Annotated in this window: 20 protein-coding genes; 19 read left to right on the top strand and 1 reads right to left on the bottom strand. The window is 52.4% G+C overall.

Annotated features, from left to right (window positions below; translation table 11 throughout):
- Positions 1 to 40 precede the first annotated feature (40 nt).
- A complete protein-coding gene (recQ, locus tag Psch_RS06030) occupies positions 41 to 2164 on the top strand; it encodes a DNA helicase RecQ (RefSeq protein ID WP_190239502.1) in 2124 nt (707 codons plus the stop codon).
- Positions 2165 to 2396: 232 nt separating this feature from the next.
- Here recQ and Psch_RS06025 read toward each other — a convergent pair whose 3' ends face one another.
- A complete protein-coding gene (locus Psch_RS06025; protein ID WP_190239501.1) occupies positions 2397 to 3278 on the bottom strand; it encodes an RluA family pseudouridine synthase in 882 nt (293 codons plus the stop codon).
- A 179-nt stretch (positions 3279 to 3457) separates the two neighbouring features.
- On the opposite strand from Psch_RS06025, the gene Psch_RS06020 reads away from it, so the two are divergent.
- The 18 genes from Psch_RS06020 (at position 3458) to Psch_RS05935 (ending at position 24981) form a co-directional block, all read left to right on the top strand.
- Positions 3458 to 4861 (top strand): alkaline phosphatase, encoded by a 1404-nt coding sequence (locus tag Psch_RS06020; protein WP_190239500.1) that lies wholly within the window; start codon positions 3458 to 3460, stop codon positions 4859 to 4861.
- A gap of 682 nt (positions 4862 to 5543) precedes the next feature.
- Positions 5544 to 7304, top strand: coding sequence for a formate--tetrahydrofolate ligase (locus Psch_RS06015; RefSeq protein WP_190239499.1), 1761 nt, complete (start codon positions 5544 to 5546; stop codon positions 7302 to 7304).
- A gap of 575 nt (positions 7305 to 7879) precedes the next feature.
- The gene (locus Psch_RS06010) at positions 7880 to 9874 is read left to right on the top strand and encodes an FAD-dependent oxidoreductase (RefSeq protein WP_190239498.1); all 1995 of its coding nucleotides are present in this window, start codon (positions 7880 to 7882) and stop codon (positions 9872 to 9874) included.
- A 90-nt stretch (positions 9875 to 9964) separates the two neighbouring features.
- A complete protein-coding gene (locus Psch_RS06005) occupies positions 9965 to 10636 on the top strand; it encodes a methylenetetrahydrofolate reductase C-terminal domain-containing protein (protein WP_190239497.1) in 672 nt (223 codons plus the stop codon).
- Positions 10633 to 11565 (top strand): methylenetetrahydrofolate reductase, encoded by a 933-nt coding sequence (locus Psch_RS06000; RefSeq protein ID WP_190239496.1) that lies wholly within the window; start codon positions 10633 to 10635, stop codon positions 11563 to 11565. Before Psch_RS06005 ends, Psch_RS06000 begins: the two co-directional genes overlap by 4 nt.
- Positions 11566 to 11696: 131 nt before the next feature.
- Positions 11697 to 12551 carry a bifunctional 5,10-methylenetetrahydrofolate dehydrogenase/5,10-methenyltetrahydrofolate cyclohydrolase gene (locus Psch_RS05995; protein WP_190239495.1) on the top strand — a complete coding sequence of 285 codons (855 nt, stop codon included), beginning with the start codon at positions 11697 to 11699 and terminating at the stop codon, positions 12549 to 12551.
- Positions 12552 to 12615: 64 nt separating this feature from the next.
- On the top strand, positions 12616 to 13251 hold the full coding sequence (locus Psch_RS05990) for a cyclodeaminase/cyclohydrolase family protein (RefSeq protein WP_190239494.1): 636 nt from the start codon (positions 12616 to 12618) through the stop codon (positions 13249 to 13251).
- A gap of 20 nt (positions 13252 to 13271) precedes the next feature.
- On the top strand, positions 13272 to 14135 hold the full coding sequence (locus Psch_RS05985; protein WP_190239493.1) for a sulfide/dihydroorotate dehydrogenase-like FAD/NAD-binding protein: 864 nt from the start codon (positions 13272 to 13274) through the stop codon (positions 14133 to 14135).
- On the top strand, positions 14135 to 15547 hold the full coding sequence (gene gltA, locus Psch_RS05980) for an NADPH-dependent glutamate synthase (protein ID WP_190239492.1): 1413 nt from the start codon (positions 14135 to 14137) through the stop codon (positions 15545 to 15547). Before Psch_RS05985 ends, gltA begins: the two co-directional genes overlap by 1 nt.
- 318 nt (positions 15548 to 15865) lie before the next feature.
- On the top strand, positions 15866 to 17188 hold the full coding sequence (locus Psch_RS05975) for an IS91 family transposase (RefSeq protein ID WP_190239491.1): 1323 nt from the start codon (positions 15866 to 15868) through the stop codon (positions 17186 to 17188).
- A 428-nt stretch (positions 17189 to 17616) separates the two neighbouring features.
- Positions 17617 to 18324, top strand: a complete 708-nt coding sequence (locus Psch_RS05970) for a FadR/GntR family transcriptional regulator (RefSeq protein ID WP_190239490.1) — start codon at positions 17617 to 17619, stop codon at positions 18322 to 18324.
- Between the two features lie 3 nt (positions 18325 to 18327).
- Positions 18328 to 19104, top strand: a complete 777-nt coding sequence (locus Psch_RS05965; RefSeq protein ID WP_190239489.1) for an ABC transporter ATP-binding protein — start codon at positions 18328 to 18330, stop codon at positions 19102 to 19104.
- On the top strand, positions 19097 to 19801 hold the full coding sequence (locus tag Psch_RS05960) for an ABC transporter ATP-binding protein (RefSeq protein ID WP_190239488.1): 705 nt from the start codon (positions 19097 to 19099) through the stop codon (positions 19799 to 19801). Before Psch_RS05965 ends, Psch_RS05960 begins: the two co-directional genes overlap by 8 nt.
- A gap of 3 nt (positions 19802 to 19804) precedes the next feature.
- The gene (locus Psch_RS05955; RefSeq protein WP_190239487.1) at positions 19805 to 20701 is read left to right on the top strand and encodes a branched-chain amino acid ABC transporter permease; all 897 of its coding nucleotides are present in this window, start codon (positions 19805 to 19807) and stop codon (positions 20699 to 20701) included.
- Positions 20701 to 21738: a branched-chain amino acid ABC transporter permease gene (locus Psch_RS05950; RefSeq protein WP_190239486.1), complete on the top strand. Its 1038-nt coding sequence runs from the start codon at positions 20701 to 20703 to the stop codon at positions 21736 to 21738. Before Psch_RS05955 ends, Psch_RS05950 begins: the two co-directional genes overlap by 1 nt.
- Positions 21739 to 21847: 109 nt before the next feature.
- Entirely contained in the window at positions 21848 to 23032 is a 1185-nt protein-coding gene (locus Psch_RS05945; protein WP_190239485.1) for an ABC transporter substrate-binding protein, read from the top strand.
- Positions 23033 to 23290: 258 nt separating this feature from the next.
- Positions 23291 to 24052, top strand: a complete 762-nt coding sequence (locus Psch_RS05940; RefSeq protein WP_206663726.1) for a creatininase family protein — start codon at positions 23291 to 23293, stop codon at positions 24050 to 24052.
- Between the two features lie 29 nt (positions 24053 to 24081).
- The gene (locus Psch_RS05935) at positions 24082 to 24981 is read left to right on the top strand and encodes an isoaspartyl peptidase/L-asparaginase family protein (RefSeq protein WP_190239484.1); all 900 of its coding nucleotides are present in this window, start codon (positions 24082 to 24084) and stop codon (positions 24979 to 24981) included.
- Positions 24982 to 25135: the final 154 nt, after the last annotated feature.

The following is a 25135-nucleotide window of genomic DNA, read 5'->3' as shown; positions in this document are numbered from 1 at the left end:
ATAGGTATAAATGCAGTTATCTTTTTAGGAGAACAAAGAGATGTTGCAAAGGGCCCGGGCTATTTTAAAAGAACATTTCGGTTACTCTTCCTTTAAAAAAGGGCAGGAGCAGATTATCGACAGCATATTGCAGGGCAGGGACACTTTGGGGATCATGCCCACCGGCGGCGGCAAGTCCGTCTGTTACCAGCTCCCGGCGCTGCTGTTTCCCGGACTGACCCTGGTGTTCTCTCCCCTGATCTCCCTGATGAAGGACCAGGTGGACGCCCTGGACAGCCTGGGAATACCAGGCGCCTTCATTAACAGCAGCTTGAGCTTTGATCAGGTGGAGGAGCGGATCAACCAGGCTGCCCGGGGGCAATTCAAACTGCTCTACGTGGCGCCGGAGCGGCTTGAATCAGCCAGGTTTCTGAACAGTATCCGAACCCTGCCGGTTTCTTTGCTGGCAGTGGACGAAGCGCACTGTGTTTCCCAGTGGGGCCATGACTTCCGGCCCAGTTACCGCGCCATTGAGCCGTTTATCAAGGAATTGCCGCGCCGGCCGGTGGTGGCGGCCTTTACAGCGACGGCCACGGCCGAGGTGCGCCAGGATATCGTTAGGATGCTCGGTTTAAGAAATCCCAAAAGTGTCGTGACGGGGTTTGACCGGGAGAACCTTTCTTTTTCGGTGCTCCGGGGTGAAAATAAAAAGGAATTTTTACTTGCTTACCTGGCCAAAAGGAAGGACCAGGCCGGGATCATCTACGCGGCAACCAGGAAAGAAGTGGACAATATCTATGAGTTTCTGCGCAGGAAGGGCTATGCGGCGGGGAAATACCACGCCGGGCTCAGTGACGAGGAGAGAGCCGGCAGTCAGGACCAGTTTCTTTACGATGACATCAGGATTATGGTGGCGACGAACGCCTTCGGCATGGGTATTGATAAATCCAACGTCCGCTATGTAATCCATTACAATCTCCCAAAAAATATGGAAGCTTACTATCAGGAAGCCGGCCGTGCCGGGCGGGATGACGAGCCGGGGGAATGTATCCTGCTTTTTGGAGCGCAGGACACCCAGATCCAAAAATTCCTGATCGAGCAGTCGCAGGTTTCCCCGGAAAGAAAATCAAATGAGTACAAAAAGTTGCGGGCGATGGTTGACTATTGCCATACTCCCCATTGCTTGCGAAAATATATTTTGCAGTATTTCGGGGAGGAGAGCGTCCCGGAAGAATGCGGGAACTGCGGCAACTGCAACGACAATAACGAGCTGGAAGATAAAACGGTGGACGCCCAGATGATCTTTTCCTGCATCCTGCGCATGCGGGAACAGTTCGGCATCACCCTGGTGGCGGAGGTTTTAAAGGGTTCGCAAAATAAAAAAGTGCTGCAGTACGGGTTTGCCAACCTGTCCACTTACGGGCTGATGAAAGACCGCACCATCAAGCAAATCAGTGATCTAGCCAACATTCTAATCGCCGAAGGCTACATCCAGCCAACGGAAGGCCAGTATCCCGTAGCGGCCTTGACACCCCGCGCCTACAGCGTGCTGAAAGGACAGGAAAAAGTATATCTCAAGGCGCGGCAAAAAGAGACGCCGGCTGTCGTGGAGAATGCCCTTTTTGAGCAGCTGCGCGGACTGCGCAGGGAGATTGCGCAAAGGGAAGGGATACCGCCTTACATTGTTTTCGCCGACAGTACCCTGCGGGAGATGTCAAGCCATCTTCCGCAGGAGCAACATGCCATGCTTGCGATCAAGGGAGTGGGCCAAAGAAAATTTGAGCTGTATGGCGGAGCGTTTTTGGAATTAATCAGGAAATACGCGGCCGCCAACGGAATTGCGCTCCAGCCGGGGAAACCGGACGGGGAGAAAGCCCGCAAGGATGAAAAGCCGAGTCACCTGATTACCCTGGAACTGTACCAGTCAGGGCTCACGCTGAAAGAGATTGCCGGACAGAGGGGTTTGAGCGTGGTGACCATTCAGGATCACCTCGTCCGGTGCGGCGTGGAAGGACACAGCATTGACTGGGACGCCTTTATTCCGCCCGCATATGAAGCCCTGATCCGGCGGAAGATTGAAGAAATCGGCGCCCACAAATTAAGGCCCATCAAGGAAGCGCTGCCGGTTGAGGTGGATTACTTTGCCATTAAAGCCGTGCTTTGTAAAATGGGTCAGGCCGGCTAACGGGTTGCGGGTTAAGAACATTCTCTGAGGAAATTGCTTTTTCTTTCACCGGTTCTGGGACAGCAGTCTATATACCCTTTATATGCTTAGCAATATCACATTCAACTATTTCGTAGTATTGCATGGGATAGTTATTACCGGCTTACTAGTAGCCGCTCTACTTAGTTACAAGGAATCAACAATTGCCGGGAAAACCTCTGCGGTTTTCAAACCATAGGGATTTTCCCTGGTTTTATATCTTATTAAATATGCGTCGTATATCTTCCGGCAGTGGAGCTTCCAGAACCAGCGGTCCACCGGTTATTGGGTGGAGCAGCCTGATCCGGCAGCAGTGTAAGGCCTGCCTGTTGATTCCTTCCTCACGCCCGCCATAAAGGGTGTCGCCAACCAGCGGGTGCCCGAGATGGCTCATATGCACCCTGATCTGATGGGTTCGCCCGGTTGTCAGGCGCAGTTTTAAAAGCGTATTGCCTGCTAGGTATTCTTCCACGTTATAAAATGTTTGCGCCCGCCTGCCGTCAGGATGAACCATTTGCTTTATTTTGCTGTCCCGGCAGCGGGCTATGGACAGGTCAATAGACCCTTGCTTCTGTGCTACAAGGCCGTGTACGACAGCAAGGTATTCCCGCCGCAATTCTCCCGTACCCAGTTGACTTGTCAGCCGGAACCCGGCATGCGCGTGTTTGGCCACAACCACCAACCCGGAAGTATTCCGGTCCAGGCGTGATACGGGACGGAACACCGGTTCCGTGTTATTCTCAATATAGTGGTATAAAACGGCATTAGCCAGGGTGTTCAATGGTTCGTGTTTTAAAGGATGGACCAGCATGTCAGGTGGTTTGTCTACAACCAGAATATGCTCGTCTTCATACACTATGTCGATGGGTATGGGCTGGGGCGGCGCATCGGTAAATTCATCAAAATGCAGATTTACGCAGAGCAAGTCTCCTTCTTGCAGTCGCCGGTTTAGATAAAACGCCTGCCCGTTCACCAGCACTCCGCCAGTCCTCTTCAGCCTGCGAACCATGCCTCGGGAAAACCCCAGGTTTTGTCGCAGGACTTTTTCGGCAGTAAGTCCTGCTTCCGCTGCCTTCACCTGATAGTTTAGCTTCAATATCTCTGCCTCTATTCTTGAAAAATAGTGCCTGTAAAATAATATAACCTACTTTTTACCTCCCTCTAAAATAAACCTGTCCATACTTTAACAATCCACCTGTATGATGAATTGTAGCAGGACAAGGCGGTTTTTCATATTATCGCTCTGCCTGCAAAATCATACAAGGGAGGATAAATATGAGCTTTTGCAAGAGTAGTTTGAAAAGGGCGGCAGTTTCCCTGGCGCTAAGCGGTAGTGTGTTGTTTTGCACCCTAACCCCTGGTGCAGCCATGGCCAAAGGTACCAAAGGTCTGGCAGCGCCGGATAAGCCGCTGGCCAAAAATATTATCCTGATGATCAGCGACGGTTGTGGTTACAACCAACTGGATGCGGCCAGCCTGTACCAGTATGGCGAAACCGGCACGCAGGTTTACGAGAGTTTTCCATTCCAGTTTGGCATGAGCACCTATTCGATTGCTGGTGAGTACGACCCTGCTTATATCTGGAGCAGCTTCAACAATGTTAAAAATGCTCCTACCGATTCAGCGGCGGCAGCTACCGCTATGTCCACCGGCGTCAAGACTTACGACGCGGCCATCGGGGTGGATAATGACAGAAATAGCTTGATGCACATTGCCGAAAAGGCTGAAGAACTGGGCAAAGCTACCGGTGTTATTACTACCGTTGAGTTCAGCCACGCCACTCCCGCAGGGTTTGTGGCGCACAATCCAAGCCGCAATGACTATGAGGGCATTGCCAATGAAATGCTCAAGAACTCAGCTACAGACGTGATTATGGGCGCCGGTCACCCCTACTTTACTGATAACAACACGCCCAGAGTACCCAGTGCTGGCAACTTTAACTATGTTGGTGGCCAGAACACCTGGGAAGGACTCATCGCCGGCGACCTGGGTGTGGCTGATGCTGACGGTGACGGCATCGCCGATCCCTGGACAGTTGTCCAAACACGTGATGAATTTGTTGACTTAATGACCGGCAGCACACCTAACCGTGTTGTTGGTGTTCCCCAGGTCGCTACCACCCTGCAGCAGGCCCGCAGCGGCGATCAGTATGCTGCGCCTTATGTTGTGGACTTAAACCAGAACGTCCCCACCCTGGCTGAAATGACCAGAGGCGCCTTGAATGTTCTGGATAACGACAAGGATGGCTTCTTCCTCATGGTGGAGGGCGGCGCCATTGACTGGGCCGGCCATGCCAACCAGTCCGGCAGGGTCATTGAAGAAGAGATCGATTTCAATCGCAGCGTGGAAGCAGTGTGTGAGTGGGTGGAACAGAACAGCAACTGGGGCGAGACCCTTCTTATAGTAACCGGGGACCATGAGACTGGCTACCTGACCGGCTCTGGCTCCGGCATTGTAGACGTCAAACCTGTTTGGACCGACCTGGTTAATAACGGCGCCGGGAACCTCCCCGGCATGCAGTGGAACAGCGGCGACCATACCAACAGCCTGATCCCATTATTTGCCAAAGGTGACGCGGCCCGCATCTTTAAGAGCTATGCGGACCAAAACGATCCGGTGCGCGGCAAGTATATCGACAATACTGAAGTAGCTAAGTTGCTATTCGAAATCATCGAATAAACAAAAAAGATTTATCGGAAGGCCAAGTGAAAGTCCAGGTTTCTAATGTAACTGTTGATACGTTGTTTCAAAGAAAAAAGGGGGGCGCAACGAAACTATAGTCTCGTCGCGCTCCCTTTTGTGGCTGTGTTTCGTTATAGCCTCCTTTTCTTTGAAGCGCCTATATTAGGGTCAACTATATCATTTAGTGAATAATTGCAGAAAAAACAAACGAAAACCGGACTGCCCTGCCAGGTAATAATATGTACATAGGGATTATATATGGCTATGATCACGGCAGCTCTGTTCTCTTCGACGTAACTGCCTTTAATAACCGCAGTCCTGGATGAAATCCCTCGAGCTTGGCCAACAGCCCTTGAGGCATATCCAGGCTGTTATAGATAGTTCGTAACTATTTTAATAATCATCTTGAAATGATATAATAGTCCATTGCTTATTAATCTCGCAAGGAGTACGTTTATGGCGGCGGAATCACTATTGGGGGGAACACTTATAATGTTGAGGCAGGTGAAAGAATCTTCATGGAAGGAATAATAATATTTGAAAAAATATTTAGAAGCATTCTATAATTAGTAACCAGGATGTTTTGTACTAAAGGACAATCTATTGCTGTTCAAAAATCAGGAAGAGCAGCGCCTTTTACATAAATTTAATGGCTGATTAATTTAAGGGGGCTTTTGGAATGCCGTTTGACGCGACTCAACTAAAAGATTTTCAAATTGCCGAGCTGGCCGAAAAAAATATGCCGACAGCGGCCGTTTGGCAAGAGCGACTGGGTTTGGAAAGGGATGAAATAATCCCTTACGGCAGGATTTGCAAGCTGGATTTTATGAAAATCATGGAACGTTTAAAGGAGCGGCCGGACGGTAAATACATCAACGTTACCGCCATTACCCCCACGCCTTTGGGTGAGGGCAAAACAACCACCACCATAGGTTTGGTGGAAGGACTGGGCAAGCGCGGCATGAACGTTGGCGCAGCCATTCGCCAGCCCTCTGGCGGTCCCACCATGAACATTAAAGGGACTGCAGCCGGCGGAGGCAACGCCCTGGCTATTCCCATGACCGAATTTTCCCTGGGACTGACAGGTGACATCAACGACATCATGAATGCCCACAACCTGTGCATGGTTGCGCTTAACGCACGGATGCAGCACGAGCGCAACTACAATGACGCCGAACTGGCCAAACGCAACTTAAGAAGGCTTGACATTGATCCCACCAATGTGGAAATGGGCTGGGTTATCGATTTCTGCGCTCAGGGCCTGCGCAAGATTATCATGGGGATCGGCGGCAGGATGGACGGCTTCATGATGGAGTCGAAATTCGGCATAGCGGTCAGTTCCGAATTGATGGCCATTCTTGCTGTCGCCACTAACTTAAAAGACTTGCGGGAGCGTATCGGTAAAATCATCGTCGCTTACGATAAAAAAGGCCAACCGGTGACCACCTCCGACCTGGAAGTGGCCGGGGCCATGACGGCCTTTATGAGAAACGCCATCAACCCGACCCTCATGAGCACGGTTGAGTACCAGCCTGTCCTGGTGCACGCGGGCCCCTTTGCCAATATCGCCATTGGCCAATCGTCCATCATTGCCGACCGTATCGCTTTGAAGATGTTCGACTACAACGTTACCGAAAGCGGCTTTGCCGCCGATATCGGCTTTGAAAAATTCTGGAACGTCAAGTGCCGTTTTAGCGGGCTCACCCCCAATGTATCTGTAATCACGGCTACCATCCGGGCCCTGAAGATGCACGGAGGCGGGCCGAAGGTTGTGCCCGGCCGTCCACTGCCTGAGGAATACCGGAAAGAAAACCTGGGACTACTGGAAAAGGGTATCCCCAACCTGTTGCATCATATCGCCACGGTGAAAAAAGCGGGGATCAACCCGGTTGTTTGCATCAACGCCTTCCATACCGATACCAGGGAGGAAATCGCCATGGTCCGCCGTTACGCTGAACAGGCCGGCGCCCGCTGCGCCTTATCCGAACACTGGCTTAAAGGCGGCGAAGGGGCGCTGGAACTGGCCGACGCGGTTATCGACGCCTGTGCTGACCGCGTTGATTTCAAGCACCTCTACCCGCTGGAGATGCCGCTCAGGCAGAGGGTTGATAGAATCGCCAGAGAGGTATACGGCGCCGATGGGGCTTCGTGGACCCCGGAAGCAGAAGCCAAAGCCAGGCGCTTTGAGTCTGACCCGGCTTATGCCGATTTTGCCACCATGATGGTCAAGACCCACCTGAGTCTTTCCCACGATCCCAATATAAAGGGCGTGCCCAAGGGGTGGTTGCTGCCTGTCCGCGACGTGCTGGTCTTTGCCGGAGCCAAGTTCCTTTGTCCTATGACCGGTTCGATCAGCCTGATGCCGGGTACCGGCTCTGACCCGGCCTACCGGAGGATCGACGTCGATGTGGATACCGGCAAGGTCCTGGGTCTCTTCTAGCGCCTATTTCTGAAACAGGACACTCAGAGACCGCTGGCGGATGGTTCAAAAACCGCGGTAGGAGATTGGCCGATACTGCTATTATTATTTACAGGATAATTCCACACGCCGCTATCGCGGCGCCACATATCATGAAAACACCAGGCGGGGTATAATCCTGTACGGCGCGTCAGTGCCGGACTTGTGTAGCTAGAGTAACATTTGTGCGAATGAACCAATCATGATTTTTCAATCACAAACTACCAGTGAAAATATGCACCCGCATGATCATCTTTAAGCTGATTTTGCTGTAGGTGTGATTTCGATCGGACAAAAACTGCATAGCTTTAAGGGATTTCTACCGCATTCCTTGTGGAGCTGTGTGAATAAATACGCACCTGGATTTGAGGCCCAGCTGCTGCGATGCTATTTTCATATGAATTTGCACCTGCGTTTTTTGGATTCGCTCTGTGAGTTGAACTGCTGTACAGTTGTTTTCAGGGAAACAAAAAAAGGAAGCAAAAGAACCGTCCCCCTGCTTCCTTTTCTGAGTAGATGACTGAATGGAAACAAAGAGGTCTTGGAGGTATGTTGGAATGAACGAGCTATTGCCGCCATGCACCCATGCCTGTCCGGTTAAAACTGACGTGCGCGGCTATCTGGCTGCCATCGCCAGGCAGGATTACAGTGAAGCCTACCGTTTGATCCGTGCCAACAACCCCTTTCCGTCCGTATGCGCCTGGGTGTGTCCCCATCCTTGCGAAGACCACTGCCGGCGGGGCGATGTGGACGCCTCTTTATCAATCCGCAACCTGAAAAGGTTTGCTGTTGAGAAGGCTGGAACAAATTGCGCGGCAATACCTCGCGCCCGGAACACCGGCAAAAATATAGCGATCGTTGGTTCCGGGCCAAGTGGTCTGACAGCGGCCTACGACCTCGCCAATCTTGGCCATACGGTCGTGGTGTATGAAAGAAACCATGCTCCGGGCGGGCATTTTTTAACCTCACTGCCTGTTTACCGGCTTCCGAGAGAAAACCTCCGGAAGGACGTGGAGGCTATACTGGCCACCGGGATAACAGTCCATACCGGGGTTGAGGTGGGCAGGGATATCACCTTAAATGAGCTCAAAGAAGAATACGACGCTGTAGTTATCGCCGCGGGGCTGCAGGAAAGCAAAGGACTCCCTCTGCCGGGAGCTGACCATCCGGACGTATTAAAAGCGCTGCCGTTTATGCGGCAGGTAAACCTGGGCGGGAAACCGGCTGTCGGCAGCCGCGTACTGGTCATCGGCGGGGGGGACGTAGCGATGGACGTGGCCCGCACAGCGGTCCGGCTGGGGGCCGGGCAGGTAACCGCAATTTGTATGGAATTTCGAGAAGAGATGCCGGCGCATACCTGGGAGGTTGAAGAGGCGCTGGAAGAAGGGGTCGGCATTGTCAACGGTTACGGGCCGGTCGAAGTTGTCGTTGAGGAAGGCCGGATCACAGGCCTTAAGGCTCAGAAGGTTAAATCCGTGTTCGATTCCTCGGGAAGGTTTAATCCTGCTTATGAGCCTGATGCCTTCCTAAGCCTGCCCTGTGACACAGTCATCCTGGCTGTCGGGCAGGGTCCGGACCAGGAATTTTTAAACGGCAGCGGATTGGAAGTTAGTCCTAAAGGTTTTGTGATTGCAGACGGAACTTTTCTAAATACCAGTGTTGAGGGCGTGTTTACCTGTGGAGAGGTGGTTAGCGGCCCGGGCCTGGCGATAGCCGCGGTTGCTTCCGGACACAGGGCGGCCAGGGCGGTAAATCAATACTTGCATGGCGCCAGGCGGGTAACCGCGGATACCGAACAGGATGCCATCGGCATACTTCCCGGCGCAGTGGCCGGCCGGGTGCCACACCGTAACCGCGGAGAAATGCCGGTATTGCCGGCCGCGTTAAGAGTTAAGAATTTTGAGCCGTATGAGCTGGGATTGGATGAGAAAACGGCAATTATTGAGGCCGGCCGCTGTCTAAGCTGTGGTCTTGGGGCGCAGGTGCTTGCCGATAAATGTGTTGCCTGTCTGACCTGCCTGAGAGTTTGTCCTTACGAAGTGCCGCTGGTGGAGGGATCGGCCCGTATGCCTGTGGAAGGCTGTCAGTCCTGTGGGATATGCGCCGCGTACTGCCCCGCCTGCGCTATAACTGTAGACAATTTATATGAACATAAGATAAAAGAAGCGCTTGCAGGCCTGCAGGGCAAAGACCCGTTGGTGATATTTACCGGGCAGGAAAACAGTATAGATGTATTGAAATCAATTGATCCAAAGGCGGTTATGATCAGGGTGCCCACTGTAAGCGCTTTGCAGCTGGAGTGGGTGCTCAGCGCGTTTGAAAACGGCGCTGCCGGGGTTGCGGTCCTGGGCTGCCGGGAAAACTCCAGCCGTCACTATGGCGGGGATGGAATTTTAAAAGGACTGCTGGCGCGGGCCAAAGGATTGATGGCGGCTATTGGTTTAGCTCCGGAGCGGCTTTATTACTGCCTGCCGGAAGAAGATGAGGATATGGTTACTCTACTGAAAACGTTCTACCAGAAACTCCAGCTGTTAAATGAAGCTTATAAATAAAGGCTGCCCATGATGATCCCTTATGATAACCGTGGTCACAAAATATCCCGCTTAAATAGGAGTTAGTTCAACTAAAGGAGTTGAGCGGCAGTGATAATAGCCCGGCAAAAGAATATAAAAGACATCGCGGCTATGGTTGAAGATTGTGAAAAGGTGCTGCTGGTCGGCTGTGCCGGATGTGTGACCGTGTGTCTGTCCGGCGGTGAGAAAGAGACAGAAATACTGGCTTCTGCCCTGCGGATTATGAGGAAACTGGCCGGAAAGCCGCTGGCAACCTCGACTTACACAGCTACCAGGCAATGCGACCCCGAGTTTCTAACCCCACTGGACGGGCTGGTGGGAGAGGCGGATGCTATTATTTCACTTGCCTGTGGGGTTGGCGTGCAGTACCTGGCTGAGAAATACCCGGATAAATGGGTGGTACCCGCTCAGGATACCCTTTTTGCCGGGGGAGCGACAGAACACGGCAGGTGGGATGAAAAATGCGGACTATGCGGAGACTGCATCCTGCACCGGACCGGCGGGATTTGTCCCGTTATCCGCTGCCCCAAAAGCATCCTGAACGGCCCCTGCGGCGGTTCGCAACATGGCAGGTGTGAAATAGATAAAGACGTGGCATGTGCCTGGCAGCTGATTTATGACCGCATGAAGGCGCTGGGCAGGCTGCAGGACTTGACCGCCGTCCAGCCGCTGAAGGACTGGTCGAAAGCCAGGGACGGGGGGCCACGAAAGGCTTTGAGAGAGGATTTGATGGCAAGGTGAAATATTTAAGCAAGCTGCAGGCCGTACTGGAAGGCGGACACTTTGCTGTCACCACTGAAATCGGGCCACCGAAGCATGCCGGCGCGCATGGTCTAAAATATACCGCGCAAATCTTGAAAGATTTCGTGGACGCTGCCAATATCACCGACAACCAGACCGCAATTGTCCGGCTCTCCAGTATCGCCGCCGGTGTGCATCTCCTCGCCAACGCTCTGGAGCCGGTGGCGCAGATGACCTGTCGTGACAGGAACCGTATTGCCATCCAGTCCGACCTGCTGGGAGCTTACAGCCTTGGCATACGGAACTTGCTCTGTATATCCGGAGACCACCAGCAATTTGGCAACCACCCTACGGCAAAGAACGTCTATGATCTGGATTCTATTCAGCTGGTTAACCTGATGAGCAGAATGCGGGACGAAAAGAAGTTCTTTTGCGGTGAAGAGATTAAAGAATACGAGCCAAGGTTTTTCATCGGCGCGGTGGCCAATCCCTTTGCAGACCCTTTTGAATACAGGGTTGACCGGCTGGAGAAGAAGATTAAGGCGGGAGCCCAATTTATCCAAACCCAGGGTGTCTTTGATATGGAGCGCTTTGAGCGCTTTATGGAGCTGGTCCGGGCAAGAGGCCTGGACCAAAGGGCTCATATTTTGGCCGGAGTAATCCCTCTGAAAAGTTGGCGGGCGGCTAAATTCATGCAAACACAGGTAGCCGGGATGATTGTGCCGGACGCCCTGGTGGACAGGCTAAAAAATGCGGCTGACCCCCCAAGCGAGGGAGTGGCTGTCTGTATCGAGCAGATCAAATACATCAGGGAAAATATCAAGGGCGTGCATGGTGTCCATATCATGGCTATAGCCTGGGAAGATATTGTTCCCGAGATTGTAAAACAGGCCGGCCTATACCCGCGGCCGGAGGTTGTGTTGGATTAATCCAGAGGATAAATTGTCAATAATATATATGTCATCCAGTTAGTGTAAATATTCACTTGATTTCATCCTCTGCCGGCGCCGCGTCAGTGTATATGGGCGCCTAATAAAAGACAAGGAGGAACCGTTTTCGAATGTCAAAGATTATCGACGGTAAAGCCGTCGCAGTTATAGTCCGGGGGGAGAATAAGGCGGAGATAGCGAGCCTGAAGGAAGAGGGACTTAACCCCAAATTAGCGGTCATTCTAGCCGGAGATGATCCTGCTTCGGTAATATATACCCGTTCTATTGAAAAAGCCTGCAGCAACGCCGGCGCTCTTTTTGAAGCGTTCTCCTTTAAAGACGCCGGGGATGAGGACGAAGTCGTCGAGGTCATCAAAAGGCTTAATATGGATAATTCTGTCCACGGGATTATGATCATGCTGCCGCTGCCGAAGAGGATGAACAAGCAGAGAATTCTTGAGGCCGTCTCACCCTTAAAGGATGTGGATGGCGTACACCCCCTCAACCGCGCTTACAATCTCAGCAATAATGAGGGACTATTTCCTTCCACGCCACAGAGCTGCATTGAATTAATGGTGCGCAACGGACTCCCCATCGAAGGTAAACATGCTGTCCTGGTCGGGCGGGGAGAGTCGGTTGGTAAACCTCTCATTTATATGCTTCTGAATCAGAATGCTACGGTAACCATCTGTCATACCAGGACCCGCGACCTGGCGTACCACACCCGGCAGGCTGATATACTGATCGCCGCCGCAGGTGTTGCCAGGATGATCACGGCTGATATGGTTAAACCCGGCGCCATTGTGGTAGACGTCGGCATCAACGAAATGGAGGACGGCGGCATCTGCGGAGATGTCGATTTCGACAACGTCCTGCCGGTAGCCGGCGCCATTACCCCTGTCCCAGGTGGCGTAGGCAGTCTTACCACGGCGTTGATTATAAAAAACCTGCTTAAGGCGATCAAGCTCAGCAAGAAAAGACATTAACTGAGATTTTTCTGAAAAGTCTTGTTTTTATACGCTAGTATGGAGTATTATAGGAGGCAAAGCAATGAGTGGCATGTTTGACTGTTCATTCAGGAAAGTACTGGCCGCCGCGGCTTCTGACGCCCCGACCCCGGGGGGAGGCAGTGTTTCTGCCCTGGTGGGCGCATTGGGTGTGAGCATGGCGGCCATGGTAGGCAACCTTACCTACGGCAAGTCCCAGTATGCGGCTGTCGCAACTGAGATTAAGGATATTACCGGCAGGGCTTACTTTACTATGGCCAGACTGGAAAAATTAATGGAAGATGATATAGCGGCCTTTGACAGTTTTATGGCCGCCTATCGTCTGCCAAAGGGTACAACCGAGGAAAAGGACAAGCGTGAAGAGGCTCTCCAGAAGGCCTTGCGAGGCGCAACCGAGACTCCGCTTGAGATTGCCGTGACATTACTGGAAGCGCTGGCGATTACTGCCCAGTTATCCAGGATCGGCAATAAAATGGCCATCAGCGACGCCGGAGTTGCCGCCTATGTGTGCGAGGCCGCGGTACATGCAGTTCTTTTAAATGTCGAGATCAACCTGCCTATGGTCAGCGATGCGGGGTTCGCGTCACAGGCCCTGGAAGAGAAGGAAAGAATCGCCGGAGAGGCCCGCCGGTTGAAAGAACAAGCTGTAGCGGTGGTAAAAGAAAGAATGAAGGGATAATATAAAGAAGAGTGATTAAGATGTACGAAATTATTGAAAAAGAAGAGCTGGGAGCTTCCATCAAACTAATTAAGATCCAGGCCCCGTTGGTAGCCGCAAAAGCGTTGGCTGGTCAGTTCGTTATCCTGCGTGTCCATGAAGAAGGTGAGCGGATACCCGTAACCATAGCGGATTTTGACCGGGCTGAAGGGACCATTACCTGTGTTTTCCAGGAAGTGGGCAGGACCACCAAAGAGCTGGGCACATTTGAGGCGGGAGACTGCCTGAAGGACTTTGTCGGCCCGCTGGGCGTCCCGTCCCATATTCAGAATTACGGCCGGGTGGCCTGCGTCGGCGGCGGAGTGGGAGTCGCTCCCGTTTACCCCATTGCCAGGGCGCTTAAAGAAGCCGGAAATGAAATTATCAGCATCATCGGGGCCAGGACCAAAGACCTCATTTTCTGGGAAGATCGCATGAGGGCCGTATCGGACGAACTATTGGCGGCCACCGACGACGGCTCCTACGGGCGCAAGGGCTTCGTGACCGACTTACTCAAGGAAATCATTGAAGACAAAGGAATTGACCTGTGTCTCGCCATCGGGCCCCTGCCCATGATGCGGGCGGTGTCCGACCTGACCAGGAGATATGGTGTCAAGACCGTGGTCAGCATCAACACCCTGATGGTTGACGGCACAGGCATGTGTGGCTGCTGCCGGGTGACCGTGGGCGGCGAGACCAGGTTCACCTGTGTTGACGGCCCTGAATTTGACGGGCACGAGGTGGATTTTATAGAATTGGCCCGCCGCTCCGCAGTATATAAAACGCAGGAAAAAGTTTCCCTGGACCTGTATGAAGAAAAAGGGCCCAGGCATGATCATCAGTGCAGATGCGGGGGTGAAGAGTAATGGCTGCGGAAAACGCAAAAAAAGCTATTATCCCCCAAAAGAACCCCATGCCGGCTCAGGACCCCGTGATTCGAGCCGGGAACTTTAACGAAGTTGCCCTGGGCTACAGCGAAGAAGCCGTTATCGCCGAGGCGGAGCGCTGCATCCAGTGCAAAAACGCTCCCTGCCGGCAGGGCTGTCCAGTAGATATTGACATCCCAGCTTTTATCAAAAAGGTTGCCGAACGGGACTTTGCCGGGAGTGCCCAAAAACTCAAGGAAACGAACGCCTTGCCGGCAGTTTGCGGGCGGGTTTGTCCCCAGGAAAACCAGTGTGAAAAGTACTGCACCCTGGGCAAGAAATACGAGCCGGTGGCTATCGGCCGGATTGAACGTTATGTGGCTGACCGGGAACTGGCCGCCGGGGTAAAGCTTCCGGCAACAGCATCTTCCACCGGCAAGAAGGTGGCAATCGTGGGGTCCGGTCCGGCCGGGCTGACCTGCGCCGCCGACCTGGCCAAGCTCGGCCACAAGGTCACCATCTTTGAAGCCCTGCATATCGCGGGCGGCGTGCTGATGTACGGCATTCCCGAGTTCCGCCTGCCCAAGTCAGTCGTCCAGGCGGAAATCGACAACCTCAAGAAGTTGGGGGTCGATATTCAGGTCAACGCTATCGTCGGCAAGTTTTCCACTATCGATGAACTGATGGAAAATGGCTATGACGCTGTCTTTCTCGGTACCGGCGCCGGCCTGCCCAACTTTATGCGGATACCCGGCGAAAACGCCTGCGGGGTGTACTCGGCCAACGAGTTTCTGACCCGCTCCAACTTGATGCAGGCTTACCGCTTCCCGGAAACAGACACCCCCATCTTTGTCGGCAAAAGGGTGGCCGTATTGGGCGGCGGCAACGTGGCCATGGACGCCGCGCGCACGGCCCTGCGCCTGGGCGCGCAGGAGTCCTGGATCGTCTACCGGCGCTCCAGGGTGGAGCTGCCGGCGCGGTTTGAAGAGGTTGAGCACGCCGAGGAAGAAGGCGTTAAGTTTCAATTCCTCACCAACCCGACCAGGATCCTCTATAACGATGACTACTGGGTAACCGGTATGGAATGCCTGCGCTATGAGTTAGGCGAGCCGGACGCTTCCGGCCGGCGCAGCCCGGTGCCGGTTAAGGGCTCCGAATTCATCCTGGAGGTGGACACGATGGTGGTGGCTATCGGCACGGGGCCCAACCCGCTGATTCCCAAGACCACGCCCGACCTGGCGGTCAACAGGAGAGGCAATATCACCGCCGACCCGGAAACCTGCGCTACCTCCAAGCCGGGGGTTTACGCCGGCGGCGACGTGGTTACCGGCGCCGCCACGGTCATCCTGGCCATGGGCGCGGGGCGCACCGCGGCCAGATCCATCCATAAATACCTGTTGGGCATCGATTAGATGTTATGCGAATGAATTCGCAGATGCGGCTCATCAGGCGGATACTCAAAGTGAGGTATATGGAAGAAGGGCGCAAGTACAAGACGGAAAACGGTACACCCCAGGGGGGGTATGCCAAGCTGAGCATACCCCCCCTGGGGGACATCCGATGTCTTATTACGGGACGGACAAGAAAAAGCTTGTAAATAAATTCCGTTGTCCCGGAAAGTGTGGCCAAGATGTAAATGTTTAAATATCCTGCGGGGCTTAAGTCCCGCTTTTTTTATTGTATAGGAAATTATGCTTTTCGAAGTTTGTGGATAAGTGTAGAATTATGGTATGGAAGCAAATGGTAGAGAGCAGATAGAGACAATTAAAATCAAGCAGATCTTTGCTGACCACTGGGAAGAATTTAAAAAAACTAATTTGCAAAAGATTCCCAAAGATCTAGTTGAGAGTGTCATAGAATCTGTTGAAAAGATGTTAAAGTGTGGTGACCCACGGTACGGCTATGCTAAGTATATTTGCCCGGAATGTGGCAAGCATCAAAGGGTTGTAGGATTTTCATGTAAGAGCCGGTTTTGTAATCGATGCGGTAAGATTTATATAGATAATTGGGTAAACAAACAGGTTGAAAGGATTATAGATGTAGGGCATCGCCACACGGTGTTTTCTATTCCCCAAGAATTAAGGGGTAAGTTTTATTGGCATAGAGAACTGCTAAAAGATCTGAGCGACGGAGTTGCAGAGGTAATTCAATACTGGTACAGGAACAAGTCCAAAAAAATGGGTTATGAAGTTGGTATAATTACAACAATTCATACCTTTGGACGTAATTTAGGTTTTAATCCTCACGTTCATGCCTTGGTAACGGAAGGTGCAATAGATAAGTTTAAGAATTGGAAAGACGTGGGGTATATTCCTTACAATTACTTAAGGAAAAGCTGGCAGAAAGTAATGCTGGGAATTATTCAAAAGAGATTTGGACGTGAGCCGGGGATAAAGAAGCTAATAAATGAATTATACCGTAGATATCCAAAAGGTTTTTACGTACATGCTAAAAATAGGATGAGAGATGCCAAGGGAGCGGCGGAATATATAGGCCGGTATTTAGCCCGGCCAGCAATAGCAGAGTCTAGAATAATTGGCTATGATGGTGAGAAGGTAAAGTTTTGGTATATTGATCATAGGGATGAACAAAGGAAAGAGGAAGAGCTGCATGCTCTCGAATTTATTGGGAAACTGATTATGCATATACCTAAAAAGCATTTCAAGATGGTCAGGCGATATGGCATTTACCGTCGTGATCTTAACAAATTGGCTCAAAAAATAGTAGGGCTTTATAAATACCTGAAAACGAGAATAAAAAGTAAGCTGAAGCCGGCCGCGGCAAAAAAACAGACGTGGAAAGAACGATTGATACAAAGTTTTGGTAAGAATCCCCTTAAGTGTCCAAGTTGCAAATGTGAGATGGAACTCTGGGTGATTTGGCATCCCCGTTATGGCTACATTTATGATGCCATTGCTGATATGAAGAAGGAGTGTGTTGTGGAGGATGGCGGGCAAAACAGACGAAATATGGGACGAAGATGTAATTCCATTTCAGGACGGCCCAGAGGACAGGGAACATCACAGGTATCGTTGTCAGAGTTGTGGGTTTAGCGAATGGATCCCTGCGTGGATAATTGATGAATTTGCTTGGGATGAAAAGCCTGGAGTAATGCCTACCGTTGATTGTCCACAGTGCGGGAGGGATATGTTTTATACGGGTGAAACCGAGGATAGAGATAGCCCATAGCTAATCTATCCCCGGTTTAATTAAGTCGCCCGATAGGGCGAATTTGTTCTGGTCATTTAAACGATAGCCAGCGTTCTTTGCTATCACGAAGGAGAACAGGGACTGTATGTCCCCGGGTGGCATTTCTGGCTTCATTATCTGCGTGAAATACATGTATACTGTATTATTCAGCGAGTATCTCTAAAGGTTGGAAGGAAATTCGCAAAGTTGCATGGAAATTATTTGTCTATATGTCTGACAAACTGACATCCTGACATCAAAAACCTGTTGTACCAGAAAAAGGGTGTGGCCTGTGTTTCAAAACGTTAAATCCATTCGGATCAGTGACCAGATTGCAACACAAATAAGACACCTTTTACTCGAAGGCAAACTAAAACCCGGAGAAAGGCTGCCTACAGAGTCCGAGCTGGCCGAAAAGTTTGGCGCCAGCCGCGCTTCGGTGCGCGAGGCTCTTTCAGCCCTGGAATCGGAGGGACTCGTGGAACGGCGCAAAAACGGAGGCACAATCTTACGCCGTTTTAGCCTGAACCGGGTTTTGAGTGATGTCGAATTTCCACGCAAACTGGACCGGGAGCTTTTTTTCGATCTGGTGGAAGCTCGCGAGATGCTGGAAATACAAATCGTGGAGCTGGCATCTAAACGGGCCGACCGGATGGAACTCAATCGCATCGAGCGTGCCCTGGAAGTCATGCAAGAGGATATCAGCATGAACCGCAACGGCATCGAATCAGACATCCTGTTTCACCAGTGCCTGGCAGCAGCCACCAAAAACCAGATCCTCACCGGTTTGTCGCGTTCCATAGGACACATGATGCAAAAGACCCGGGCCCGTACGCTGGAGGTGCCCGGCAGGCTGGAGGAGTGCCTGCAAGAACACCGGGCTATTTACGAGGCGCTAGCCAGTCACGACGCGGAACTCGCCCGCCGTCTCATCAAGGCTCACCTGGCGCAGGTACGCTTGATTATGGATGAATTAGATTTGGAGAAGGGAGAGCCGTAAAAGATGTCCCCACTCCTGAAAGCGGAAGGAATCAGCAAACAGTTTCGCGGTCTTAAGGCGGTAGCAGATTATTCGCTGCAGCTGGAGGCCGGAAGCATTGTAGGCCTTATCGGGCCCAATGGCGCCGGCAAAACAACCGTGTTCAATATGCTGACCGGAATTTTAAAACCCACCACCGGCAGGGTTCTCTTAAACGGGCGCGACATTACAGGATTTCGTCCCGATCGTATAGCCGGTCTGGGTATGGCCCGCACCTTTCAAAACCTGCGCCTGTTTAACAGCCTGAGCGTTCTTGACAACGTATTGATCGGCGCCCAGATTCATAAAGGGTATGGAATAACGGCCGTGCTGGGAAGCCTCCCTTCTTTTCGCCAAAGCGAGCGCATACTGCAGGAACGGGCTTTAGAACTGCTGGACACTATGGATTTATCAGACAAGGCCGGACTGGATGCCGGCAACCTGCCTTATGGCGACCAGCGCAAGCTGGAAATCGCCCGGGCGCTCGCTACCAAACCGCAAATACTTCTATTGGATGAACCGGCTGCCGGCATGAACCCGCGCGAAAGCCGGGAGTTGATTACCACCATATCCAGGGTTAGAGAGCGGTTTGAACTGACCGTTCTTTTAATTGAACACGACATGCATTTCGTGATGAACCTTTGCGAGCGCATCCAGGTTTTAAGCTACGGCAAAATTATCGCGGAAGGCAAGCCCGCCGAGATCCAGTCGGATGAACAGGTAATTGAAGCTTATTTGGGGAGGGCTGCCTCGCATGCTTGAACTAAACCTTGTCAATCTTTTCTATAATAGAATTCACGCCTTAAAAGATGTTTCATTAACTGTGGGTGAGGGTGAGCTGGTTGCCTTAATCGGCGCCAACGGGGCCGGTAAATCCAGCACTTTGCGGGCAATTTCCGGCATGCATCCAATAAAAAGCGGAGCAATCACCTTTGAAGGGCAAAACCTCTCGCAGGTGCCCGGCCACCTCATTATAGATTTGGGGATAGCCCACTGCCCGGAGGGGCGGCAGGTTTTCGGCAGGCTCAGCGTAAAAGAAAACCTTGAGCTCGGCGCTTTCCGGCGGCGCGACAAGGCCGCCCTTAAACAGGATGAAGAATGGGTTTATACCCTTTTCCCGCTCCTGGCCGATCGAAATGCGCAGGCGGCAGGGACGCTGTCCGGCGGCGAACAGCAAATGCTGGCTATCGCCCGGGCGCTGATGTCACGCCCCAGGCTCTTATTATTTGATGAACCGTCCCTTGGCCTGGCGCCATTGATCGTGGAGCAGATTTTTAAAGTCATCAAGGAAATCAAAGACCAGGGACGCACCGTGCTCCTGGTCGAGCAAAACGCTTACCAGGCCTTACATATATCCGACCGGGCTTATGTCCTTGAAACGGGAATGGTCAAATTATCCGGCACACCGCAGGAACTTCTTGCAAACGAAGAGGTCAAGCGCGCATATTTGGGGGGGTAGTAAATGGACGGGAACTATCTTTTGCAGCAAATGATCAACGGCGTCAGTCTCGGCAGCATCTATGCCCTGGTGGCCATCGGTTTCTCAATTACCTACAGCATTTTAAGGCTAATCAACTTTGCGCATGGCGACATCCTGATGATCGGCAGCTTCTGCGCCCTGTTCTTCCTTGTCTCGCTGCACCTGCCGTTATTCTTAGCCATTGCGGGCGCCATGCTCTGCGCCGCCTTGATCGGAGTGCTTGTTGAACGGATTGCTTTCCGACCCTTACGGTCAGCCAGTGAAGAGGCCATGTTGATTACTTCCCTGGCTGTCTCTATCTTTATTGAAAACTTAGGCATTATGACCGTAACGGCACAGCCGCGCAAGTTTGAATTTCCGCAGGTTTTCTCCCACACCTACAACCTCGGCGGAGTTAGTCTCAGCAATATGACCCTTTTGACAGTCGGCTCGGCAATTTTTCTGATGCTGGCCTTGACGTTTTTTGTCAAGCGCACCAAGCTGGGCAAAGCCATGCGCGCCTGTTCGGAGAATATTAAGGTCGCCCGCCTGATGGGCATTGACATCAATATTGTGATAGCCGCCGCCTTTGCCATCGGGTCGGCTTTAGCCGCAGTGGCCGGGATCATGCTCGGCGGCCAGTACGGCCGGATCGACCCGCTGATGGGCTTTATTCCCGGACTGAAAGCTTTCGTGGCGGCTGTCATCGGCGGTATCGGCAGCATCCCAGGAGCGGTCCTGGGGGGATATGCCCTCGGTCTTTTTGAAATTCTGCTGGTAGGTTTGCTGCCGGTAGATTATTCGGGATACCGGGATGCCTTCGTGTTTCTGCTTTTAATTGTAGTCCTTTTGTTTCGGCCGAACGGGCTCCTTGGTTCTGTTGAAGGGAGAAAGATATAATGAGCCCTGCCAGAAAGAAAATATATACCGTTATTGCCTTAGCTGCGCTGTTTATCATTTTAGGCGTATTGAACAATGTGTTGTCCTCTTACCACATGCGCCTTGTAAACTTAATCGGGATCAACATCGCGCTGGTGGTAAGCCTCAACCTCACGAACGGGTTCTGCGGCGTATTTTCCCTGGGCCATGCCGGTTTCATGGCGGTGGGCGCCTACGTCTCCGCAATCCTATCCCTGCCGCTGGCCAAGAAAGCGGTTGTCCTGCCCAACCTGCCGGCATGGCTGGGCTCAATTGAAATGAACTTTTTAGCCTCTCTGATTATCGGCGGACTTGCCGCAGCCCTGTGTGCTTTCATCATCGGCTACCCGGTCTTGCGCCTGCGGGGCCATTACCTGGCTGTGGCCACCCTGGGTTTTCTGGTCATTGTCCAGGTCGTGTTTACCCAACTCCAGGATTTTACCCGCGGGGCAAGAGGTATCAACGGCCTTACCCAGTATACCAACGTATGGTGGGTCTGGGTCTTTGCCTGCCTTACCGTCTTTATCGTCTGGCGCATCATCAACTCCGCCTACGGCCGCGGCATGCTGGCCATCCGCGAGGACGACCTGGCCGCAGAGGCGATGGGCGTAAACCTCACCTTACATAAACTGCTGGCGTTTTGCGTGGGCGCTTTCTTTGCCGGCACCGGCGGTTCTCTGTGGGGACATCTGATCACGGTGATCAACCCACTCTCTTTTTCTTACGACCGCACCTTTTTTATCGTCGTCATGTCAATTGTGGGCGGCATGAACAGCATTACCGGCGGCGTCGCCGGCGCTGCCGTGATGACTGTCATCCCGGAAATGCTGCGCAACTTAGAAATCGGGGTAACAATAGGCAGCTTTACCATACCGCCGCTCTACGGCATCAGCCAGATCATTATGGCGGTGGTGATCATCATCATTTTTATTACCAGACCCAAGGGCATTGTAGGCACACGGGAATTCAGCTGGGATTTATTGCATCGCAAGGCTTCAAAGCAAACACTTGAAGATTAAGCGATAACGCCACTTGCCCGTGGAGGTGATGCGGTTGAGCTAAAGATTGGTTAATCCTTGCGTTTTGACGGTTTTAAGAAGGACAAAAAATGCAAAAGAGGTGTTAAGGATGAAAAAGTTATTGGTTTTGGTGTTCTCTCTGATCATGGTTGCAGTCCTGGCCGGCTGCGGCGGCCAAAAAGAACAACAAGCCTCGCAATCCCAGGCCGGGGGAGACACGATCAAGGTCGGCGCGATCTACAATGTGACCGGCGCCCAGGCTTCCCTTGACGGCCCGTCTTTAAACGGCTTCAAACTTGCTGCCAAGGAGATTAACGAGGCCGGCGGCGTCCTCGGCAAAAAAATCGAAGTGGTGAGCATCGACGGCAAGACCGATCAGACATCGTCAACCAACGCCGCCTCCAAACTGGTGGACGTCGACAAAGTTGTGGCCATAGCAGGCTTCAGTGATTCCAACTACGCTCTGGCCGCCGGGCCCATTGCCCAAAAAGCCGGCGTTCCCTTCGTGACCTCGGGAGCTACCCTGCCGAGCCTGCCCGATCAGGTTGGCGACTTCTTCTTCATGGCCGCTTTTGGTGACGACGCGCAAGCCTACGCTGCTGCCGACTATGCCGCAGAAGCGCTGAACGCCAAGACCGCTTACGTCCTGACCGACACGGCAATGGACTTCACAGTAAACCTGTCGGCCTTCTTTGAAGAGCGCTTTAAGGCAAAGAACGGCGCTGACTCTATTGTCTTAAAGGACACCTTCAAAACCAACGACCAGGACTTCTCCGCCCAGATTACCCGCTTAAAAGCCCTCTCCACCAAGCCGGACCTGCTCTTTATCTCTTCCGGCCCGTCGGAATGCGGTCCTATCGTAAGACAGTTGCGTGAAGCCGGCGTAACCATCCCGGTAATCAGCGGTGACGGTTTTGACACCCCGCTGCTCGTAGAACTGGGCGGCGCAGGCGCCAATGTTGATACCTACTTTGCCACCCACACCTGCCTTACCAGCGATGCGGAAAACGTCAAGAAATTTGTCGGCGCCTACAAAGCTGAGTACGGCCGCGACGCTGAAAACGCTTTTGCCGCACTGGGTTACGACACGATGTACCTCATCGCAGACGCGATTAAGCGGGCCAACTCCACAGACCCCAAGGCTATTCGCGATACCCTCGGCCAGACAAGCGGCTTTAAGGCTGTGACCGGTACCATTACTTATGCTGACGGCAAGCGTGTGCCCCAAAAATCCGTCTCCATCCTCAAAGTGGTTGACGGCAAGTTCACGTTTATTAAAGAAGTTACTCCCTAAGGAACCGGCTAACTAACAGGTTCATGGCTTAGCCTGCCGCCTTCGCGGGGCAAAGATGAACCGGCATTTTAAGGTGCGATTTTCTTTCACATGATGCGATACTGGCCGGACCTTTGCCCCGGTTCATATCGCATTTGCGTGAGGGAATTCGCACCTGCATTATCAGTACATCCGGCCAAACATTGTTGCATATTGATACAACTTTTTCGCCATGTAACCTGATCGCAAACCCAATCTCTTACTGAGGAGGTCAGCCTGGTGAGCATTTTACAAAAAATGACCGGTAACCAGTACCACAAGAACAAGCACGAGTACGACAAAGCAATTATTGCCGTAGGCTCCTGCGAAAACCACGGCTATCATTTGCCATTCGGCACCGATACGTTCGTATCAAATATACTGGCGGAAAAGGTAGCTGAGCGGGTAAAAGGCTTGCTGGTTTTACCGCCGGTTAATGTCGGCGTAAGCGAGCATTACGCCTATTTCCCCTTTACCGTCACCTTGCAGCCGGAAACCCTGATTGCCGTACTAAAAGACATCATGCGCTCGGTGATCAAAAACGGTATGAAAAAAATCTTCATTATGAACGGCCACGACGGCAATATCGCACCCATTGAAATTGCCAGCCGGTCCATCAAAATGGAGTTTCCCGAGGTTAGAATCGCCTCATTAGACGCCTGGTGGGTAACCGCCGGAAACCTTTTGCCCCCCGATACCTTCGAGGTCTGGAACGGTCTGGGCCATGCCGGTGAAGGGGAGACATCGATGGGCCTTGCCCTCTTCCCCGAGTTAATTGAAATGGAATACGCCCGCGGTGTAGTGCCAAATTTGCCGGACGGGGTTGAAATCAAATGGAATTTTGCCGAGTTGACCGACTGCGGCGCCACCGGCGACCCGACCAAAGGCACTGTTGAAAAAGGACGTATGATGGAGGATGTGCTGGTAAACCGGCTGGTCAAGTTTTTTGAAGAGATGGACGCTTGTGACTGGCGTTATAATTCACAACAATCCGCTTTATAAAATACTGACAGCTTGAAAGGCTTTGTAATATGAACGTCATTGCAGTACATGGAAGTGTCGAAACCAGCAGCGCTCCCCCCTATCTCGCCTCCCTCCGGCAGTCTGCGCTGGCCGGCCATAGCGCTTTTGCCTCCGGCCTTGTGGATGCGGTGGAAAGGGCCATCATGAGCCTGGAAGATGACCCTTTGTTTAACGCCGGTTATGGCTCTGTTCTTAACCTGGACGGGGAAGTGGAAATGGACGCTTCCATTATGGACGGCGCCAGCGGGAAGTGCGGCGCCGTTGCGGCCATTCAGGAAGTAAAGAACCCGGTCTGCGTGGCGCGCAAGGTTATGGAGGAAACGAACCATGTCCTCCTGGCCGGCAAGGGCGCCGCCCAATTTGCGCGGGACAAGGGCTTTCTTCCTTTCAACCCGGTGACCATCCAGCAGCGGGCCTCCTGGGAAAAAGTCATGGAAGCCCGCGAGCGTGGTGAAACTTTAGAGCTCAGCGCCTTTACCGGATTGCCTAAATCCTGCGATACGACCGGTTGTGTTGCCGTGCAAAACGGCTGCGCCGCAGCTGCTTCCAGCACCGGCGGTTCTTTTTTAAAGTTGCCCGGCAGGGTTGGCGATACGCCTGTCATCGGAGGCGGGATTTACGCTTCACCCTGGGGCGCCGCCGTCTGCACCGGGCTGGGCGAGGCTTTTATTAGACTGCAAGCCGCCGCCTGGGTTTTAAACCTGCTCGCGCAGGGCGTCCATGTAAATCTTGCCGCCAAAGCGGCCATCATGCGCTTGGCGGCAGAAGGCGCCGTCGGGGGCATCCTGGCAATTGACCCAAAAGGAAATGTCGCAGCCGTCCACAATGCAAACAGTTTTCCGGTGGCTCTGGTCCGTAACGGCAAGGTGATCGGAGATTTTATCCCGGTGCGCATAACAGGTAACTAAAGTCATCCGTTAGTCAAAGGGAAAGGCCTGATCCGGCTTTCCACGGGCAACTCTTTTGTTGCCCCTTTTACATACTACTCAAAATATACTAAAATAAAGGAATAATTGTTCAAATCAGGGTAAAAATGAGACGGACACAAATATATTCATACAA

Source organism: Pelotomaculum schinkii (assembly GCF_004369205.1).
Taxonomy (GTDB): domain Bacteria; phylum Bacillota; class Desulfotomaculia; order Desulfotomaculales; family Pelotomaculaceae; genus Pelotomaculum_C; species Pelotomaculum_C schinkii.
Note: the sequence above shows the minus strand (reverse complement) of the source record. Positions and strands in the feature narration are given on the sequence as shown.

What these genes read in the sequence shown, in the direction of transcription:
- recQ (WP_190239502.1), top strand. Translation starts at nt 41, where the DNA reads ATGTTGCAAAGGGCCCGGGCTATTTTAAAAGAACATTTCGGTTACTCT.
- Psch_RS06020 (WP_190239500.1), top strand. Translation starts at nt 3,458, where the DNA reads ATGAGCTTTTGCAAGAGTAGTTTGAAAAGGGCGGCAGTTTCCCTGGCG.
- Psch_RS06015 (WP_190239499.1), top strand. Translation starts at nt 5,544, where the DNA reads ATGCCGTTTGACGCGACTCAACTAAAAGATTTTCAAATTGCCGAGCTG.
- Psch_RS06010 (WP_190239498.1), top strand. Translation starts at nt 7,880, where the DNA reads ATGAACGAGCTATTGCCGCCATGCACCCATGCCTGTCCGGTTAAAACT.
- Psch_RS05995 (WP_190239495.1), top strand. Translation starts at nt 11,697, where the DNA reads ATGTCAAAGATTATCGACGGTAAAGCCGTCGCAGTTATAGTCCGGGGG.
- Psch_RS05990 (WP_190239494.1), top strand. Translation starts at nt 12,616, where the DNA reads ATGAGTGGCATGTTTGACTGTTCATTCAGGAAAGTACTGGCCGCCGCG.
- Psch_RS05985 (WP_190239493.1), top strand. Translation starts at nt 13,272, where the DNA reads ATGTACGAAATTATTGAAAAAGAAGAGCTGGGAGCTTCCATCAAACTA.
- gltA (WP_190239492.1), top strand. Translation starts at nt 14,135, where the DNA reads ATGGCTGCGGAAAACGCAAAAAAAGCTATTATCCCCCAAAAGAACCCC.
- Psch_RS05975 (WP_190239491.1), top strand. Translation starts at nt 15,866, where the DNA reads ATGGAAGCAAATGGTAGAGAGCAGATAGAGACAATTAAAATCAAGCAG.
- Psch_RS05965 (WP_190239489.1), top strand. Translation starts at nt 18,328, where the DNA reads ATGTCCCCACTCCTGAAAGCGGAAGGAATCAGCAAACAGTTTCGCGGT.
- Psch_RS05960 (WP_190239488.1), top strand. Translation starts at nt 19,097, where the DNA reads ATGCTTGAACTAAACCTTGTCAATCTTTTCTATAATAGAATTCACGCC.
- Psch_RS05955 (WP_190239487.1), top strand. Translation starts at nt 19,805, where the DNA reads ATGGACGGGAACTATCTTTTGCAGCAAATGATCAACGGCGTCAGTCTC.
- Psch_RS05950 (WP_190239486.1), top strand. Translation starts at nt 20,701, where the DNA reads ATGAGCCCTGCCAGAAAGAAAATATATACCGTTATTGCCTTAGCTGCG.
- Psch_RS05945 (WP_190239485.1), top strand. Translation starts at nt 21,848, where the DNA reads ATGAAAAAGTTATTGGTTTTGGTGTTCTCTCTGATCATGGTTGCAGTC.
- Psch_RS05935 (WP_190239484.1), top strand. Translation starts at nt 24,082, where the DNA reads ATGAACGTCATTGCAGTACATGGAAGTGTCGAAACCAGCAGCGCTCCC.